The 14,320-nt window shown below is 59.8% G+C and carries 14 protein-coding genes; 4 read left to right on the top strand and 10 right to left on the bottom strand.

Going from position 1 to position 14,320, the window contains the following annotated elements; all coding sequences use genetic code 11:
• Positions 1–20: 20 nt before the first annotated feature.
• The 6 genes from ACIPIN_RS15230 to dadA form a co-directional block, all read right to left on the bottom strand.
• Complete coding sequence (locus ACIPIN_RS15230) at positions 21–1,943, bottom strand: acetyl-CoA hydrolase/transferase C-terminal domain-containing protein (RefSeq protein ID WP_401119914.1); 1,923 nt, start codon at positions 1,941–1,943, stop codon at positions 21–23.
• 134 nt (positions 1,944–2,077) lie between these two features.
• On the bottom strand, positions 2,078–2,494 hold the full coding sequence (locus tag ACIPIN_RS15225; RefSeq protein WP_401119980.1) for a c-type cytochrome: 417 nt from the start codon (positions 2,492–2,494) through the stop codon (positions 2,078–2,080).
• 183 nt (positions 2,495–2,677) lie between these two features.
• The gene (locus ACIPIN_RS15220) at positions 2,678–3,226 is read right to left on the bottom strand and encodes a cupin domain-containing protein (RefSeq protein ID WP_019694258.1); all 549 of its coding nucleotides are present in this window, start codon (positions 3,224–3,226) and stop codon (positions 2,678–2,680) included.
• 128 nt (positions 3,227–3,354) lie between these two features.
• Positions 3,355–4,428 (bottom strand): alanine racemase, encoded by a 1,074-nt coding sequence (alr, locus tag ACIPIN_RS15215; protein WP_401119912.1) that lies wholly within the window; start codon positions 4,426–4,428, stop codon positions 3,355–3,357.
• A 91-nt stretch (positions 4,429–4,519) separates the two neighbouring features.
• On the bottom strand, positions 4,520–4,873 hold the full coding sequence (locus tag ACIPIN_RS15210) for a RidA family protein (protein WP_401119911.1): 354 nt from the start codon (positions 4,871–4,873) through the stop codon (positions 4,520–4,522).
• On the bottom strand, positions 4,845–6,149 hold the full coding sequence (dadA, locus tag ACIPIN_RS15205) for a D-amino acid dehydrogenase (RefSeq protein WP_401119909.1): 1,305 nt from the start codon (positions 6,147–6,149) through the stop codon (positions 4,845–4,847). Before dadA ends, ACIPIN_RS15210 begins: the two co-directional genes overlap by 29 nt.
• A 156-nt stretch (positions 6,150–6,305) precedes the next feature.
• Here dadA and ACIPIN_RS15200 point away from each other — a divergent pair, with 156 nt between their 5' ends.
• Entirely contained in the window at positions 6,306–6,794 is a 489-nt protein-coding gene (locus tag ACIPIN_RS15200; RefSeq protein ID WP_003177284.1) for an Lrp/AsnC ligand binding domain-containing protein, read from the top strand.
• Between the two features lie 164 nt (positions 6,795–6,958).
• Here the strand turns inward: ACIPIN_RS15200 and ACIPIN_RS15195 are convergent, their stop codons facing one another.
• Positions 6,959–7,312: a YkgJ family cysteine cluster protein gene (locus ACIPIN_RS15195; RefSeq protein WP_401119907.1), complete on the bottom strand. Its 354-nt coding sequence runs from the start codon at positions 7,310–7,312 to the stop codon at positions 6,959–6,961.
• 149 nt (positions 7,313–7,461) lie between these two features.
• Here ACIPIN_RS15195 and ACIPIN_RS15190 point away from each other — a divergent pair, with 149 nt between their 5' ends.
• A complete protein-coding gene (locus ACIPIN_RS15190; protein ID WP_401119906.1) occupies positions 7,462–8,775 on the top strand; it encodes an NAD(P)/FAD-dependent oxidoreductase in 1,314 nt (437 codons plus the stop codon).
• A gap of 150 nt (positions 8,776–8,925) precedes the next feature.
• Here ACIPIN_RS15190 and ACIPIN_RS15185 read toward each other — a convergent pair whose 3' ends face one another.
• Positions 8,926–9,171 (bottom strand): DUF1127 domain-containing protein, encoded by a 246-nt coding sequence (locus tag ACIPIN_RS15185; protein ID WP_401119905.1) that lies wholly within the window; start codon positions 9,169–9,171, stop codon positions 8,926–8,928.
• 178 nt (positions 9,172–9,349) lie between these two features.
• Here ACIPIN_RS15185 and ACIPIN_RS15180 point away from each other — a divergent pair, with 178 nt between their 5' ends.
• Positions 9,350–10,792, top strand: coding sequence for a PLP-dependent aminotransferase family protein (locus ACIPIN_RS15180; protein ID WP_401119903.1), 1,443 nt, complete (start codon positions 9,350–9,352; stop codon positions 10,790–10,792).
• Positions 10,793–10,837: 45 nt separating this feature from the next.
• Here the strand turns inward: ACIPIN_RS15180 and ACIPIN_RS15175 are convergent, their stop codons facing one another.
• Positions 10,838–11,980 carry an MFS transporter gene (locus ACIPIN_RS15175; protein ID WP_401119901.1) on the bottom strand — a complete coding sequence of 381 codons (1,143 nt, stop codon included), beginning with the start codon at positions 11,978–11,980 and terminating at the stop codon, positions 10,838–10,840.
• 190 nt (positions 11,981–12,170) lie between these two features.
• A complete protein-coding gene (locus ACIPIN_RS15170) occupies positions 12,171–13,664 on the bottom strand; it encodes an aldehyde dehydrogenase (RefSeq protein ID WP_401119899.1) in 1,494 nt (497 codons plus the stop codon).
• A gap of 236 nt (positions 13,665–13,900) precedes the next feature.
• Here ACIPIN_RS15170 and ACIPIN_RS15165 point away from each other — a divergent pair, with 236 nt between their 5' ends.
• Positions 13,901–14,263 carry a cupin domain-containing protein gene (locus tag ACIPIN_RS15165; RefSeq protein WP_401119898.1) on the top strand — a complete coding sequence of 121 codons (363 nt, stop codon included), beginning with the start codon at positions 13,901–13,903 and terminating at the stop codon, positions 14,261–14,263.
• The last annotated feature ends 57 nt before the right edge of the window (positions 14,264–14,320 follow it).

Here is a 14,320-nt window from a genome sequence, read left to right as displayed (position 1 = left end):
CAAGCGCCACGGGATTCAGGCTATTGCTTGGTGGCCTTCAGGCCTGCCAGCAGCAACCGCTGATACAAATCCTCCTTCAAGCCTTCCGGCTTCGTCAGCTGCATCCGTTCCAGATGCACCGGATACTCCGACGGCTCCGGCGCATCCAGTGCGGCTTTGCCCAACTCCAGAATCTCCGTGAGTTTGAACTTGCTCTTGAGCCAGTTCAGAGCCCGCAACAAATCCTGCTCATCGCTGCTGAAATCACTGCCCAGCGGATACTCCGGAAACAGCTGCGGGTACCGTGCAGCAATGGCCTGCAAGCGCTGTGGGTTGTTGTCGGTGAAACGCGGATCGAGGCGAAAATCCTTCGGCAGTTTGCCGACCTTCTGTGCCTGTTCGATCAAGCCTGGCTGGAAGCGTGAATCGCTGATGTTGAGCAACGCTTCGATCACCTTGGCGTCGGTCTTGCCGCGCAAATCGGCGATGCCGTATTCGGTGATCACAATGTCGCGCAAGTGCCGTGGAATCGTGCAGTGGCCGTACTCCCAGACCATGTTCGAGCTCACTTCACCGCCCGACTCACGCCAGCTGCGCAGGATCAGAATCGAGCGCGCGCCTTCCAGTGCGTGACCTTGGGCGACAAAGTTGTATTGCCCGCCGACACCGCTGAGCACCCGCCCGTCTTCCAGCTGATCAGCGACTCCAGCACCGAGCAGGGTCATGGTGAAAGCGCTGTTGATGAAACGCGCATCCAGGCGCTGCAAGCGTTTGAGCGCCTCATGACCGTACAGCTCGTTGATATAGCTGATGGCGGTCATGTTGAATTCGGCGAGCTTGCTGTGGGGTAAATCCCGCAGCCGCTGATAGAAACTGCGCGGCCCAAGGAAAAATCCACCGTGTATCGAGACGCCGCCTGTTTGCGCCGATTCATCCAGAGTGCCGGCATTGGCGTGCTGTTGCAGGGCAACGCTCGGATAAACCTTACGCCGCACGATCCCGGCGTCAGACAACACCAGCAGACCGTTGACGAACATCTCGCTGCAACCATAAAGCCCCTTGGCGAAGGGCTCCACACCGCCTTCACGACTAATCAGTGACGCCCAGTAATGCGCATCGAGATCCGTCAGCAGTGCACGATAACCGTCGTTATTCGCCTGCCGTGACAGCAACGCGGCGGTCAGTGCGTCGCCCATGGCACCGATGCCGATTTGCAGGGTTCCGCCGTCCCGCACCAGGGTGCTGGCGTGCAGGCCGATGAAGTGATCCTGAAAACCCACCGGCATGTTTGGCGTGGAAAACAGCGTGCTGCCCTCCTCCTCGTCGATCAGCAGATCGAACGCCTCGCGCTCGACTTCCGAGTCTCCCGGCATGTACGGCAGATCCCGGTGAACCTGGCCGAGCAGCAGAATGGTTTCTCCGGCAGCGCGACGCTTGGCGATCATCGGCAACAGGTCAAGGGTGATGTCCGGGTTGCAGCTCAGACTCAGCCGCTCCGACTGCTGCGGGTCATGGGCCACCAGTTGCGCCACCAGGTTTAACCCGGCCGCGTTGATGTCGCGGGCGGCGTGGCTGTAGTTGCTGCTGATGTAGTCCTGCTGCGCCGATGCGCTATGCAGCAAGCTGCCGGGCTGCATGAAGAACTGCTCGATATGAATGTTCGCCGGCAGGCTGTCACGGTGCAGGTCGGCGAGAAAGTCCAGCTCGGGATAGTCGCCAAACACTCGCTCGACGAAGGGTTCCAGAAAGCGCCGCTGCAAGCCGTCGCCCAATGACGGACGACCCAGGCTCAACGCGGTGTACACCGTCAGCTGCCGCTCGGGCAGTTGGGCGATGCGCTGATAGAGCGCGTTGACGAAACGGTTGGGTTTGCCCAGCCCCAGGGGCAGGCCGAGGTGAATATGCGCAGGCAAACGTGCGAGCACATCATCGACTGCCTGTTCGATTGATACCGACTGCACCATCAGACCCTCCCGACCTGTCCATGAATTGAGGTGGGTCCGAGCTTGCCGGGTCCTGATGGTTATGACCAGTCTCAAGGTCAAATCCCAGGCACAAAAAAGCCGCTCGCAAGCGGCTTTTTCGCTGAAGATGGGGCTTATTTCAGGCCGGACATCTTCTGGATGGCGCCTTCAAGGTCTTTCACTTCGCAGTCACTGCACGTGCCTTTTGGCGGCATTGCGTTGAGCCCTGTCAACGCTACCTTCGCCAGACCAGCAGCGGTGCCGCCTTCTTTATCGGCGCGTTTTTTCCAGTCCGCAGCATCACCGATTTTCGGTGCGCCCAACAGGCCAGTGCCATGGCAAGCATTGCAATGTTTGGCAATGATTTCATCAGGGGTTTTCGCCCCGCCACCGCCTACCGAAGCAGCGACTTCCATCCCTTTGCACTCTTGACCTTGCACACAAACCTGGCCGACGGGTTCAAGGCGCTTGGCGATGTCGTCAGTGGTCGACGCTTGAGCGCTGACTGCCCAAAGGGCCAATACGGTTGCTGGTGCGGCCAGCATTTTCATAATTAGGTTCACGCGTACACCCTCAATGGTGGCTAGTCACGCCCACGGCCACGGTTTCGCAGGCGGGCGCAAGTATAGCGGTTAGCCCGCCACACTGAAACAACCCTTAAAGTCCAAGGGGTATTAAGTCGTGACGAAATACAGCATGGGCGACTCGCAAAACCTTGCCGGACGCCTCTTTTCTTAGAAATTCGCGGGAGTGGCTGCGCTAATTAGTCGCGCAGGCGCATCGAACGGATTTCGGAAACGGTGCGGTTTGGTGCTTTCGAAATAGTAGCTGTCACCGGCCTCGAGCACGAATGTCTCTAGCCCGACCACCAGCTCCAGCCGACCTTCGAGCAGAATCCCGGTTTCCTCGCCCTCATGCGTGAGCATCTCTTCACCGGTATCGGCGCCTGGCGGGTAGATCTCGTTGAGGAACGCGATAGCACGGCTGGGATGAGCCTTACCGACCAGTTTCATGGTCACGGCGCCATCGGAGATATCGATCAGCTCATTGGCTTTGTAGACGATCTGCGTCGGTTTTTCCTGGAGAATTTCTTCGGAAAAGAACTCGACCATGGACATGGGAATGCCGCCAAGTACCTTCCTCAGCGAACTGATCGAGGGACTGACGCTGTTTTTCTCGATCATCGAAATGGTGCTATTGGTAACACCCGCGCGCTTGGCGAGCTCTCGCTGGGAAAGACCTTTCAGTTTACGGATCGATTGCAGTCGTTCACCGACGTCCAATGCATTAGCCTCCCAGGATTCAGATTGTGTGGATAGTGAGCGTTATCATGGCGACAGCGTTCAGTATTTACAACACTTGGGTCTGAATCCCGTTCAGCAAAGCGACTTCTGGTATCGAGCGCCAGCCATCAGCTCCCGGAATAGAGCAGCGGCACGCGACGCAGGTTGCAGAAGATCTGGTAGGGAATGGTCCCGGCAGCCATTGCGACGTCGCTGGCCAGGATGTTTTTACCCCACAATTCGACCGTCGAACCGAGGCCGGCCTGCGGTACATCGGTCAAATCGATGCAGAGCATGTCCATCGACACCCGTCCCAGCAGTTGGCTGCGCTGCCCGGCCACCAACACTGGTGTTCCGGTAGGTGCCTGACGCGGATAACCGTCGGCATATCCCATCGCGACCACGCCGATGCGCATCGGCTTCGGGGTGATGAACTTCGCCCCATAGCCTACCGGCTCACCGGCCGGCAACTCGCGTACGCTGATGACCTTCGATTCCAGGGTCATCACCGGTTGCAAGCGTGCCGCCACGGGATTGGCTTCTTCGAAAGGTGTCGCGCCATAGAGCATGATACCCGGACGAACCCAATCGCTCGGCACCTGCGGCCAGCCCAGCACCGCTGGCGAGTTGCGCAAGCTGACCTGCGCCGATAAGCCCTGACGCGCCGCTTCAAACACCGCAACCTGCTCCGCCGCGCTGCTGCTATGAAGCTCATCGGCACGCGCAAAGTGGCTCATCAACACGATCTTCGAAACTTTGCCGCTGGCCAGCAGACGCTGGTAGCCCGCCTGATAATCCGCCGGATGCAAGCCAACCCGATGCATACCCGAATCAAGCTTGAGCCAGACCGTGATCGGCTTGCTCAACGCAGCTTTCTCGATTGCTTCGAGCTGCCACAGCGAATGCACCACGCACCAGAAATCATGCTCAACGATCAGCGACAGCTCATCGGCTTCGAAAAAGCCTTCGAGCAACAGGACCGGCGCACGAATGCCGGCGGTGCGCAGCTCCAGGGCTTCTTCGATGCAAGCCACGGCAAAACCGTCCGCCTCGGCCTCCAGGGCCTGGGCACAGCGCACCGCGCCATGGCCATAGGCATCGGCCTTGATCACCGCGAGGGCGCGAGCCCCCGAGACTTCTCGGGCCAGTTGGTAGTTATGACGCAGGGCTTGAAGATCGATCAGGGCACGGGCAGGACGCATGGCGGCAGACTTCTAGGCGGTCTTGAGGAAGAAAAAACCGGCGCAGACTAACGGCGTGAACCATCAGTAGCGCCGGGAGAGGGATCATTGTTTAAGGCAGAGCGGCCACTACCGACAGCTCAACCAGAATTTCCGGTTCACACAGTTTGGCTTCGACCGTCGCACGGGCTGGCGCGACGTTCTTTGGCAGCCAAGTGTCCCAGACACTGTTCATGCCCTCAAAATGGGCATCAATGTCTTTCAGGTAAATCGTCACCGACAGCAGCCTGGTTTTGTCGGTACCGGCCAGATCCAGCAATCGCTCGATGTTGGCGAGGGTTTCACGAGTCTGCTGCTCAATCCCGGCACTCATATCGTCGCCGACTTGCCCTGCCAGGTACACGGTACCGCTGTGGACAACGATCTGGCTCATGCGCTCATTGGTGAGCTGGCGCTGGATTGACATGTTTTTCAGGCTCCTGATGGGTCTTGTCATAACGGGAAATATCGAGGCCTTCTGCACTGATCTGCGGCGTTTTCTTCGCCATCAGGTCAGCCAGCAAGCGGCCAGAGCCGCACGCCATGGTCCAGCCGAGTGTGCCGTGACCGGTGTTCAGGAACAGGTTCTTGAACGGAGTGGCGCCGACAATCGGCGTGCCGTCCGGTGTGGTCGGACGCAGACCGGTCCAGAAACTCGCCTGGGCCAGGTCGCCGCCCTGAGGATAAAGATCGTTGACGATCATCTCCAGCGTTTCGCGTCGACGCGGGTTCAGCGACAGGTCAAAACCGGCTATCTCAGCCATGCCGCCCACACGAATGCGGTTGTCGAAACGGGTGATCGCGACCTTGTAGGTTTCATCGAGAATAGTCGACGTCGGGGCCATCGCCGGATTGGTGATCGGCACGGTCAGCGAGTAGCCCTTGAGCGGATACACCGGAGCCTTGATGCCCAGCGGCTTGAGCAACTGCGGCGAGTAGCTGCCGAGTGCCAATACGTAACGGTCGGCGGTTTCCAACTTGCCGTCGATCCACACGCCGTTGATCCGGTCACCGGCGTAGTCGAGGCGCTGAATGTCCTGGCCAAAGCGGAATTCCACACCCAGTTTCACGGCCATTTCGGCCAGGCGCGTGGTGAAGATCTGGCAGTCGCCAGTCTGGTCGTTCGGCAGGCGCAGGGCACCAGCGAGGATATCAGTCACACTGGCCAGCGCCGGTTCAACGCGGGCAATGCCGGCGCGGTCGAGCAGTTCAAACGGCACGCCGGACTCTTGCAGGACGGCGATGTCTTTTGCCGCGCCATCCAGCTGCGCCTGAGTGCGGAACAGTTGAGTAGTCCCCAGGCTGCGGCCTTCGTAGGCAATGCCGGTTTCAGCCCGCAGTTCATCGAGGCAGTCACGGCTGTACTCGGACAGGCGGACCATGCGCTCTTTGTTCACCGCATAACGGCTGGCGGTGCAGTTGCGCAGCATCTGCGCCATCCACAGGTATTGGTCGATATCGGCGGTGGCCTTGATCGCCAGCGGTGCGTGGCGTTGCAGCAACCACTTGATGGCTTTGAGCGGCACGCCCGGCGCGGCCCATGGCGAGGCATAACCCGGCGAAACCTGACCGGCGTTGGCGAAACTGGTTTCCATGGCAGCGGCCGGTTGACGGTCGACGACCGTTACTTCAAAGCCGGCCCGAGCCAGATAGTAGGCACTGGCGGTACCGATGACGCCGCTACCCAAGACCAGAACGCGCATTTTCATATCCCTCATCGCGGCTTACCGCTGACGTTTGTTGTTCAAAGCACAGATGCGCGCAGTGTAAAAAACATTTGCCAGTGCTTTTCACTATATAAGTGCCTATATTTGGCGACAATTCTCGGTAAAATCCCTTTTCACGGAGGCGCATCCCCTATGCGGACCAATACTCAGACCAAACGCGAGCTGGACAAGATCGACCGTAATATCCTGCGCATCCTTCAGGCGGACGGGCGGATTTCGTTTACGGAGCTTGGGGAGAAAGTCGGGTTGTCGACCACGCCGTGTACTGAGCGGGTGCGACGCCTGGAGCGCGAAGGGATCATCATGGGCTACAACGCCCGGCTCAACCCGCAGCACCTCAAGGGTAGCCTGCTGGTGTTCGTCGAGATCAGCCTCGACTACAAATCCGGCGATACCTTCGAAGAGTTCCGACGCGCGGTGCTGAAACTGCCTCACGTACTGGAATGCCACCTGGTGTCAGGGGATTTCGACTACCTGGTGAAAGCGCGGATTTCCGAGATGGCCTCGTACCGCAAACTGCTGGGCGACATCCTGCTCAAGCTGCCCCACGTGCGTGAGTCCAAGAGCTATATCGTGATGGAAGAAGTGAAAGAGAGCCTGAGCTTGCCGATTCCGGATTGAGATTTTCCTCAACGGAATGGTCGTCTCGACGGGCGCTTTCGCGAGCAAGCCCGCTCCCACATTTGATCTTCAGTGGGCACAGGATTGTGTACGACAGAATTCGAGTGTGGGAGTGGGCTTGCTCGCGAAGGCAGCGACTCGGTCTACCTGAAGCAACGGCGCCTCTAAACCAGGACTTGTCGGGTGCTGGCCATGTATTCATGAATCTGCTTTTCGACCCGAGGATGAATCAACTCCACCGGGCGGCGGCCGTTGGGGCACGGCAAGGTCTTCGTGGTGCCGAACAGCCGACAAATCAGCGGTCGTTCGTCATACACGGTGCAACCATTGGGGCCCAGGTGCACACAGTTCAGTTCATCCATTGCGGCGTCTTGCTCAGCCTTGGTCTTACGCGGCAGGCGGGACATTTCTTCCGGCGAAGTGGTCACTGGACCACAGCAGTCATGGCAGCCGGGCACGCACTCGAACGAGGGGATCTGCTGCCGGAGTGTGCGAATTATCTGGCGGTTGCAGCTCATCGAAGCGAGTACCGGGAAAGTGAACGGGGTGGGATTCTGCCCTAAAAGCCTCGCTCCAGACAGCACCAGCCGACCAATGTTGCCCAGGCCGAAAGGTCCGGCTTATGCTCCGTAAAATTTACTCAACACACAAAATCAGGATGACGTACATGAACGCCGGGGCTCAGCAACCTGTTCCGAGCCATCTGCACGCCGCGTCTTACTACGCCGCCAGCAGCCTGCCGCAGCCCGATTATCCGGAGCTCAAAGGTGAACTGCTGGCTGACGTGTGCGTAGTGGGCGGCGGGTTCTCAGGGCTGAACACCGCCATCGAACTGGCCGAACGCGGCCTCAGCGTGGTGCTGCTCGAAGCGCACAAAATCGGCTGGGGCGCCAGTGGACGCAATGGCGGGCAACTGATTCGCGGGGTCGGTCATGGCCTCGATCAGTTTGCCAATGTAATCGGCGCGGACGGCGTCCGGCAGATGAAGCTCATGGGGCTGGAAGCGGTGGAAATCGTCCGGCAACGGATCGAGCATTTTCAGATCGCCTGCGACCTGACGTGGGGTTACTGCGACCTGGCCAACAAACCCCGCGACCTCGACGGTTTCGCCGAAGACGCGGCCGAACTGCGCAGCCTTGGCTATCGCTACGAAACCCGGTTACTGCAAGCCAATGAAATGCACAGCGTGGTCGGCTCCGACCGCTACGTCGGTGGTTTGATCGACATGGGTTCCGGGCATCTGCACCCGCTGAACCTGGCCTTGGGCGAAGCAGCGGCAGCGCAACAACTGGGCGTGAAGCTGTTCGAACAATCGGCCGTGACCCGCATCGACTATGGCAGCGAGGTCAAGGTCCACACCGCACAAGGCTCAGTCCGCGCCAAGACCCTGGTGCTGGGCTGCAACGCCTACCTCAACAACCTGAACCCCGAGCTCAGCGGCAAAGTACTGCCCGCCGGCAGTTACATCATCGCCACCGAACCCTTGAGCGAAGCACAGGCGCACGCATTACTGCCGCAGAACATGGCGGTCTGCGATCAGCGAGTGGCGCTGGACTACTACCGACTCTCGGCGGATCGGCGCTTGCTGTTCGGCGGTGCCTGTCACTATTCCGGCCGTGATCCATCGGACATCGCCGCGTATATGCGACCGAAGATGCTCGACGTCTTCCCGCAACTGGCCGGGGTGAGGATCGACTATCAATGGGGCGGGATGATCGGCATCGGCGCCAACCGCCTGCCGCAGATCGGCCGGCTCAAGGACCAGCCGAATGTGTATTACGCCCAGGCCTACTCCGGCCATGGAGTGAACGCCACCCATCTGGCCGGCAAGCTCCTGGCGGAAGCCATCAGCGGTCAGCAAAGCGGCGGTTTCGACCTGTTCGCCAAGGTGCCGCACATTACGTTCCCAGGCGGTAAGTACCTGCGCTCGCCGTTGTTGGCGTTGGGGATGTTGTGGCACAGGTTCAAAGAACTGACCTGAGCCCGAGCCCGAACCCGAATCCAAACCCGACCCGACCCGACCCGACCCCCGTAGGAGCTGCCGCAGGCTGCGATCTTTTTTGCAGCACCACGCAGCCCAGATCAAACGATCGCAGCCTGCGGCAGCTCCTACGGGGAACCGCATTTCGGTTTACATCCGCCAAAACGGCTTCAAGCCCTCCTCCCGCGCCTGCTCACGACTCAAGCCCACATCGCGCAACTGTTCAGGCGTGAGTTCAAGCAAGGTTTTGCGCGTGTGCAGACGATGCCAGAACAGACCCCAGCGACCGAGACCGGACGGGGCATTGCGAATAGTTGCCGCACGCATGCCCTTTTCCTGCCCTGCCACCAGTTCCTGACTGTGTAACGTCAGCCGCACATCGCTCAAGCCGTTCATTTTGATTGCTCCTGTTTACTTGGGTAGCCAGAGATTCCATGATGCGCGGGCGAGCAAAACCGTTACAGATCCAACAGAGCTGTATTAATTACATACAGATTTTCCGTTTTACCGACTGAATCCTGTATTTTTTCCCAATCTGTACTGGTTCCCTGAATCTCCTCACCGAGGCTGCACCATGACTCTTTACGTCAACCTCGCCGAATTGCTCGGCACACGTATCGAACAGGGCTTTTACCGTCCGGGTGACCGACTGCCGTCGGTGCGGGCATTAAGCGTCGAGCACGGGGTCAGCCTAAGCACGGTGCAGCAGGCTTATCGGGTGCTGGAAGACAGCGGGCTGGCGATGCCGAAGCCGAAGTCCGGCTACTTCGTCCCGGCCGGGCGCGAGTTGCCGGAGCTGCCGGTCGTTGGCCGTCCAGCCCAGCGTCCGGTGGACATTTCCCAGTGGGATCAGGTGCTGGAGCTGATTCGCGCCGTCCCGCGTAAAGACGTCGTGCAGCTCGGTCGCGGCATGCCTGACGTCACCACGCCGACCATGAAGCCTCTGCTGCGCGGGCTGGCGCAGATCAGCCGGCGGCAGGACATGCGCGGCCTGTATTACGACAACATCTACGGCATCCTCGAACTGCGCGAACAGATTGCCCGCCTGATGCTCGACTCCGGCTGTCAACTGAGCGCCAACGACCTGGTGATCACCACCGGTTGCCACGAAGCGCTGTCCACCAGCATTCGTGCGATCTGCGAGCCGGGCGACATCGTTGCCGTCGACTCACCGAGCTTTCACGGCGCCATGCAGACACTCAAAGGGTTGGGCATGAAAGCCCTGGAGATTCCCACCGATCCGCTCACCGGGATCAGCCTCGATGCGCTGGAACTGGCCCTGGAACAGTGGCCGATCAAAGCCATACAGTTGACCCCCAACTGCAACAATCCACTGGGCTACATCATGCCGGAGGCGCGCAAACGGGCGCTGCTGACCCTGGCACAGCGCTTCGACGTGGCAATCATCGAAGACGATGTGTATGGCGAACTGGCTTACACCTACCCACGCCCCCGCACGATCAAATCCTTCGACGAAGACGGCCGCGTCCTGTTGTGCAGCTCGTTCTCCAAGACGCTGGCCCCAGGACTTCGCATCGGCTGGGTCGCGCCGGGCCGGTATCTGGAACGAGTGCTGCACATGAAATACATCAGCACCGGCTCTACCGCGCCACAACCGCAAATCGCGATTGCCGAGTTTCTCAAAGACGGCCACTTCGAACCGCATTTGCGGAGAATGCGTACGCAATACCAGCGTAATCGCGACCTGATGCTCGACTGGGTCAGCCACTACTTCCCCGCCGGTACTCGCGCCAGCCGTCCGCAAGGCAGCTTCATGCTCTGGGTAGAGTTACCGGAAGGTTTCGACACGCTGAAACTGAATCGTGCGCTGATCGACCAAGGCGTACAGATTGCCGTCGGCAGCATTTTTTCCGCCTCGGGCAAGTACCGCAATTGCCTGCGCATGAACTACTCGACCAAGCCGACACCGCAGATTGAAGAGGCCGTACGCAAGGTTGGCGCGGCGGCAATCAAGCTGCTGGCCGAGCATCACAACAGCACTCAACGGGACAAATGACGTTATCAACCGACGCCTGAGCATTCACTGAGCATCGCCAAACCACTATGCCGGCTGTACCGTGCCAAACGCCCCTTGGCGCATCAGCAGGATCACTAGCCCAAACGCCCCCGCCGCCATCAGCAACGGCAAGGCGTGCCCGCTGATCCATTGGCTGCCGGCACCGGCCGCCAGTGGACCGATCAGGCAACCGATGCCCCACAATTGCGCGATGTGGGCATTGGCCCGAACGAGGGCATCGTCGCGGTAACGCTCGCCGATCAAAATCAGCGACAAGGTGAACAAGCCGCCGGCACTGGCACCGAACAGCACCCACAACGGCCAGATCAGCAAAGTCTCGATCAACAGTGGAATCGCCAGGCTCGAGAGCATCAGGATCACCGCGCAACCGGCAAACAAGGTGCGCCGCGACAGCCGATCCGCCAGCGCGCCAATCGGCAATTGCAGCAACGCATCGCCAACCACCACGGTGCTGACCATCGCCAGGGCGATTTCCGCGGTAAAGCCCTGGCGCAGGCAGTAAACCGGTAGCAAGGTCAGGATCATTGCCTCGAAGGCCGCAAACAACGACACCGCCCAGGCAATCGCTGGCAAGCCACGGCAAAAGCTCAGCAAGTCGCTGAACGTCACGCTGCAGGCTTCGCTGCTCGGCGCGCCGCTACGTCCCAACAGCAACAGCGGCGACGTCACCAGCAAGCCGACACCGACCCAGAAACCGAAATCGTTGTCGGTGCCCAGCGCACCCAGCAGCAACGGCCCGGAGAGCTGACTCAGGGCATAACTGCTGCCATATAGCGCCACCAGTCGCCCACGCCATTGCTCGACCACCAATTGGTTGATCCAACTCTCGCCGAGAATGAACACGAGAGTCAGGATCACCCCGATCATCAGCCGCAGCACCAACCAGATCGGGTAGCTCGGCAACAGCGCCAGCAAGCCGATGGAAAACGCCCCGGCCCACAGGCATAGGCGCATCAAATTGGCAGTGCCGAAACGTGCCGCCAAATGGCTTGAGACCTTGGCCCCCAGCAGCACGCCAATCGCCGGCATCGCCGCCATCACGCCAATCGCAAACGAGCCGTAACCCCAGCTTTCCAGACGCAACGATACCAGCGGCATGCTGACGCCCAGGGCCAGGCCGACACTCAGGACAGACGCCAAAACGGCGAAGTAAGTCGCCCAACGCATTTCCACGCTCCTGTGGATAATTATTTTTTACAAACGGCACAAAACAAATGTGGGAGCGGGCTTGCTCGCGAAGAGGCCGGCACATTCAACATCAATGTTGACTGTTACACCGCCTTCGCGAGCAAGCCCGCTCCCACAGGGGATCTGCTTCGTTCAGGAGCCCGATTTACTACCGGGGCCCTTCACAGGTTTACAGCTTGATCCAGGTCGCCTTCAGCTCGGTGTACTTGTCGAACGCATGCAGCGACTTGTCACGACCGTTGCCCGACTGTTTGAAACCACCAAACGGTGCGGTCATATCGCCGCCATCGTACTGGTTGATCCACACGCTACCGGCGCGCAGGGCCTTGGCGGTCAGATGACCCTTGGAGATATCCGAGGTCCAGACTGCAGCAGCCAGACCATACGGCGTGTCGTTGGCGATCTGAATCGCTTCCTCGACGCTGTCGAAGGTGATGACCGACAGCACCGGGCCAAAGATCTCTTCCTGGGCGATCTTCATGGCATTGCTCACACCATCGAAAATCGTCGGTTCAACGTAGGTGCCACCGGTTTCCTGAAGGATACGCTTGCCGCCAGCCACCAGTTTGGCGCCATCAGAGTGACCGGATTCGATGTAGGACAGCACGGTGTTCATCTGTTGCGTGTCGACCAGCGCGCCGACGTTGGTGGCCGGATCCAGCGGATTGCCCGGCTTCCAGGTTTTCAGGGCCTCGATCACCAGTGGCAGGAACTTGTCCTTGATCGAACGCTCGACCAGCAGACGCGAACCGGCGGTGCAGACTTCGCCCTGGTTGAACGCGATGGCACTGGCCGCCGATTCGGCTGCGGCTTGCAGGTCCGGCGCATCGGCAAACACGATGTTCGGGCTCTTGCCGCCGGCTTCGAGCCAGACGCGCTTCATGTTCGATTCGCCGGAATAAATCATCAGTTGCTTGGCGATCTTGGTCGAACCGGTGAACACCAGCGTGTCGACGTCCATGTGCAAGGCCAGCGCCTTGCCAACGGTGTGGCCGTAGCCTGGCAGCACGTTCAGCACGCCTTTCGGGATACCGGCTTCAACGGCCAACGCCGCAAGGCGGATGGCGGTCAGCGGGGATTTTTCGGACGGCTTGAGGATCACCGAGTTACCGGTGGACAGCGCCGGACCGAGTTTCCAGCACGCCATCATCAGCGGGAAGTTCCATGGCACGATGGCGCCCACCACACCGACTGGCTCACGGGTCACCAGACCTAGTTGGTCATGCGGGGTAGCGGCCACTTCGTCGTAGATCTTGTCGATGGCTTCACCGCTCCAGCTCAGCGCTTGCGCCGCGCCCGGAACGTCGATGTACAGGGAGTCGCTGATCGGCTTGCCCATGTCCAGGGTTTCAAGCAGCGCCAGCTCTTCGGCGTGCTGCTTGAGCAGGCCGGCGAAACGAATCATGGTGGCTTTGCGCTTGGCCGGCGCCAGACGCGACCAGACGCCCGAGTTGAACGTGGCGCGGGCGTTGTCGACGGCATGCTTGGCGTCGGCGGCATCACAGCTGGCAATCTTGCCCAGCAGACGGCCATCGACAGGGCTGATGCAGTCGAAGGTCTCGCCGGAGACGGCTGCGGTGTATTCGCCATTGATGTAGGCACGGCCTTCGATTTTCAGGTCGCGGGCGCGTTGTTCCCAGTCGGCACGAGTCAGGGTGGTCATACGAGTGTCCTCCTCTTATTGAATACGAGCGCCACGCGATCTACGCAGGCACTTTCAGGAATTCTGCCCGCCAGCCTACAAATCGGCCCAAGGCAACTGCCACCCTAAACCAGCGACCCCTCATGTTTCAATATATTTGACACAAGAGCGGTAAACGGCCTTGCGATGTTCATTTTAATAAACATAGACTTTGGGCTTTCCAGCCACTCGCGCCGCAATCACGGGGGATTACAAGAATGAGCATCCAGGACATCGTCGACTTCAGCCAGGCCACCACACCCGCCGAGCGTTACCGCCCGGACGCCGCAAAAGTCCTCAAAGGCGACCCTGAGCAGGCCGTCTACAACCACTACAACAGCCCTTGCGGTCAGTTGAACGCTGGCGTGTGGGAAGGTGAAGTCGGGCAATGGATGGTGAACTTCACTGAACACGAATACTGCGAAATCGTGCAGGGGGTTTCGGTGCTGCGCGACCACGACGGCAATGCCAAAACGCTGCGCGCTGGCGATCGCTTTGTCATCCCGGCCGGCTTCCGGGGCACCTGGGAAGTGCTGGAGCCGTGCCGCAAGATCTATGTGGCGTTTGAACAGAAGGCCTGAGGCTTTTCCGAGCCACAACGAAAAAGGCCCGTATCTCGCGATATGGGCCTTTTTCTT

This window comes from Pseudomonas sp. NPDC087697 (assembly GCF_044743155.1).
Classification (GTDB): Bacteria; Pseudomonadota; Gammaproteobacteria; order Pseudomonadales; family Pseudomonadaceae; genus Aquipseudomonas.
The sequence above is the reverse complement of the archived record's forward strand: the minus strand, read 5'-3'. Positions and strand labels throughout refer to the sequence as shown.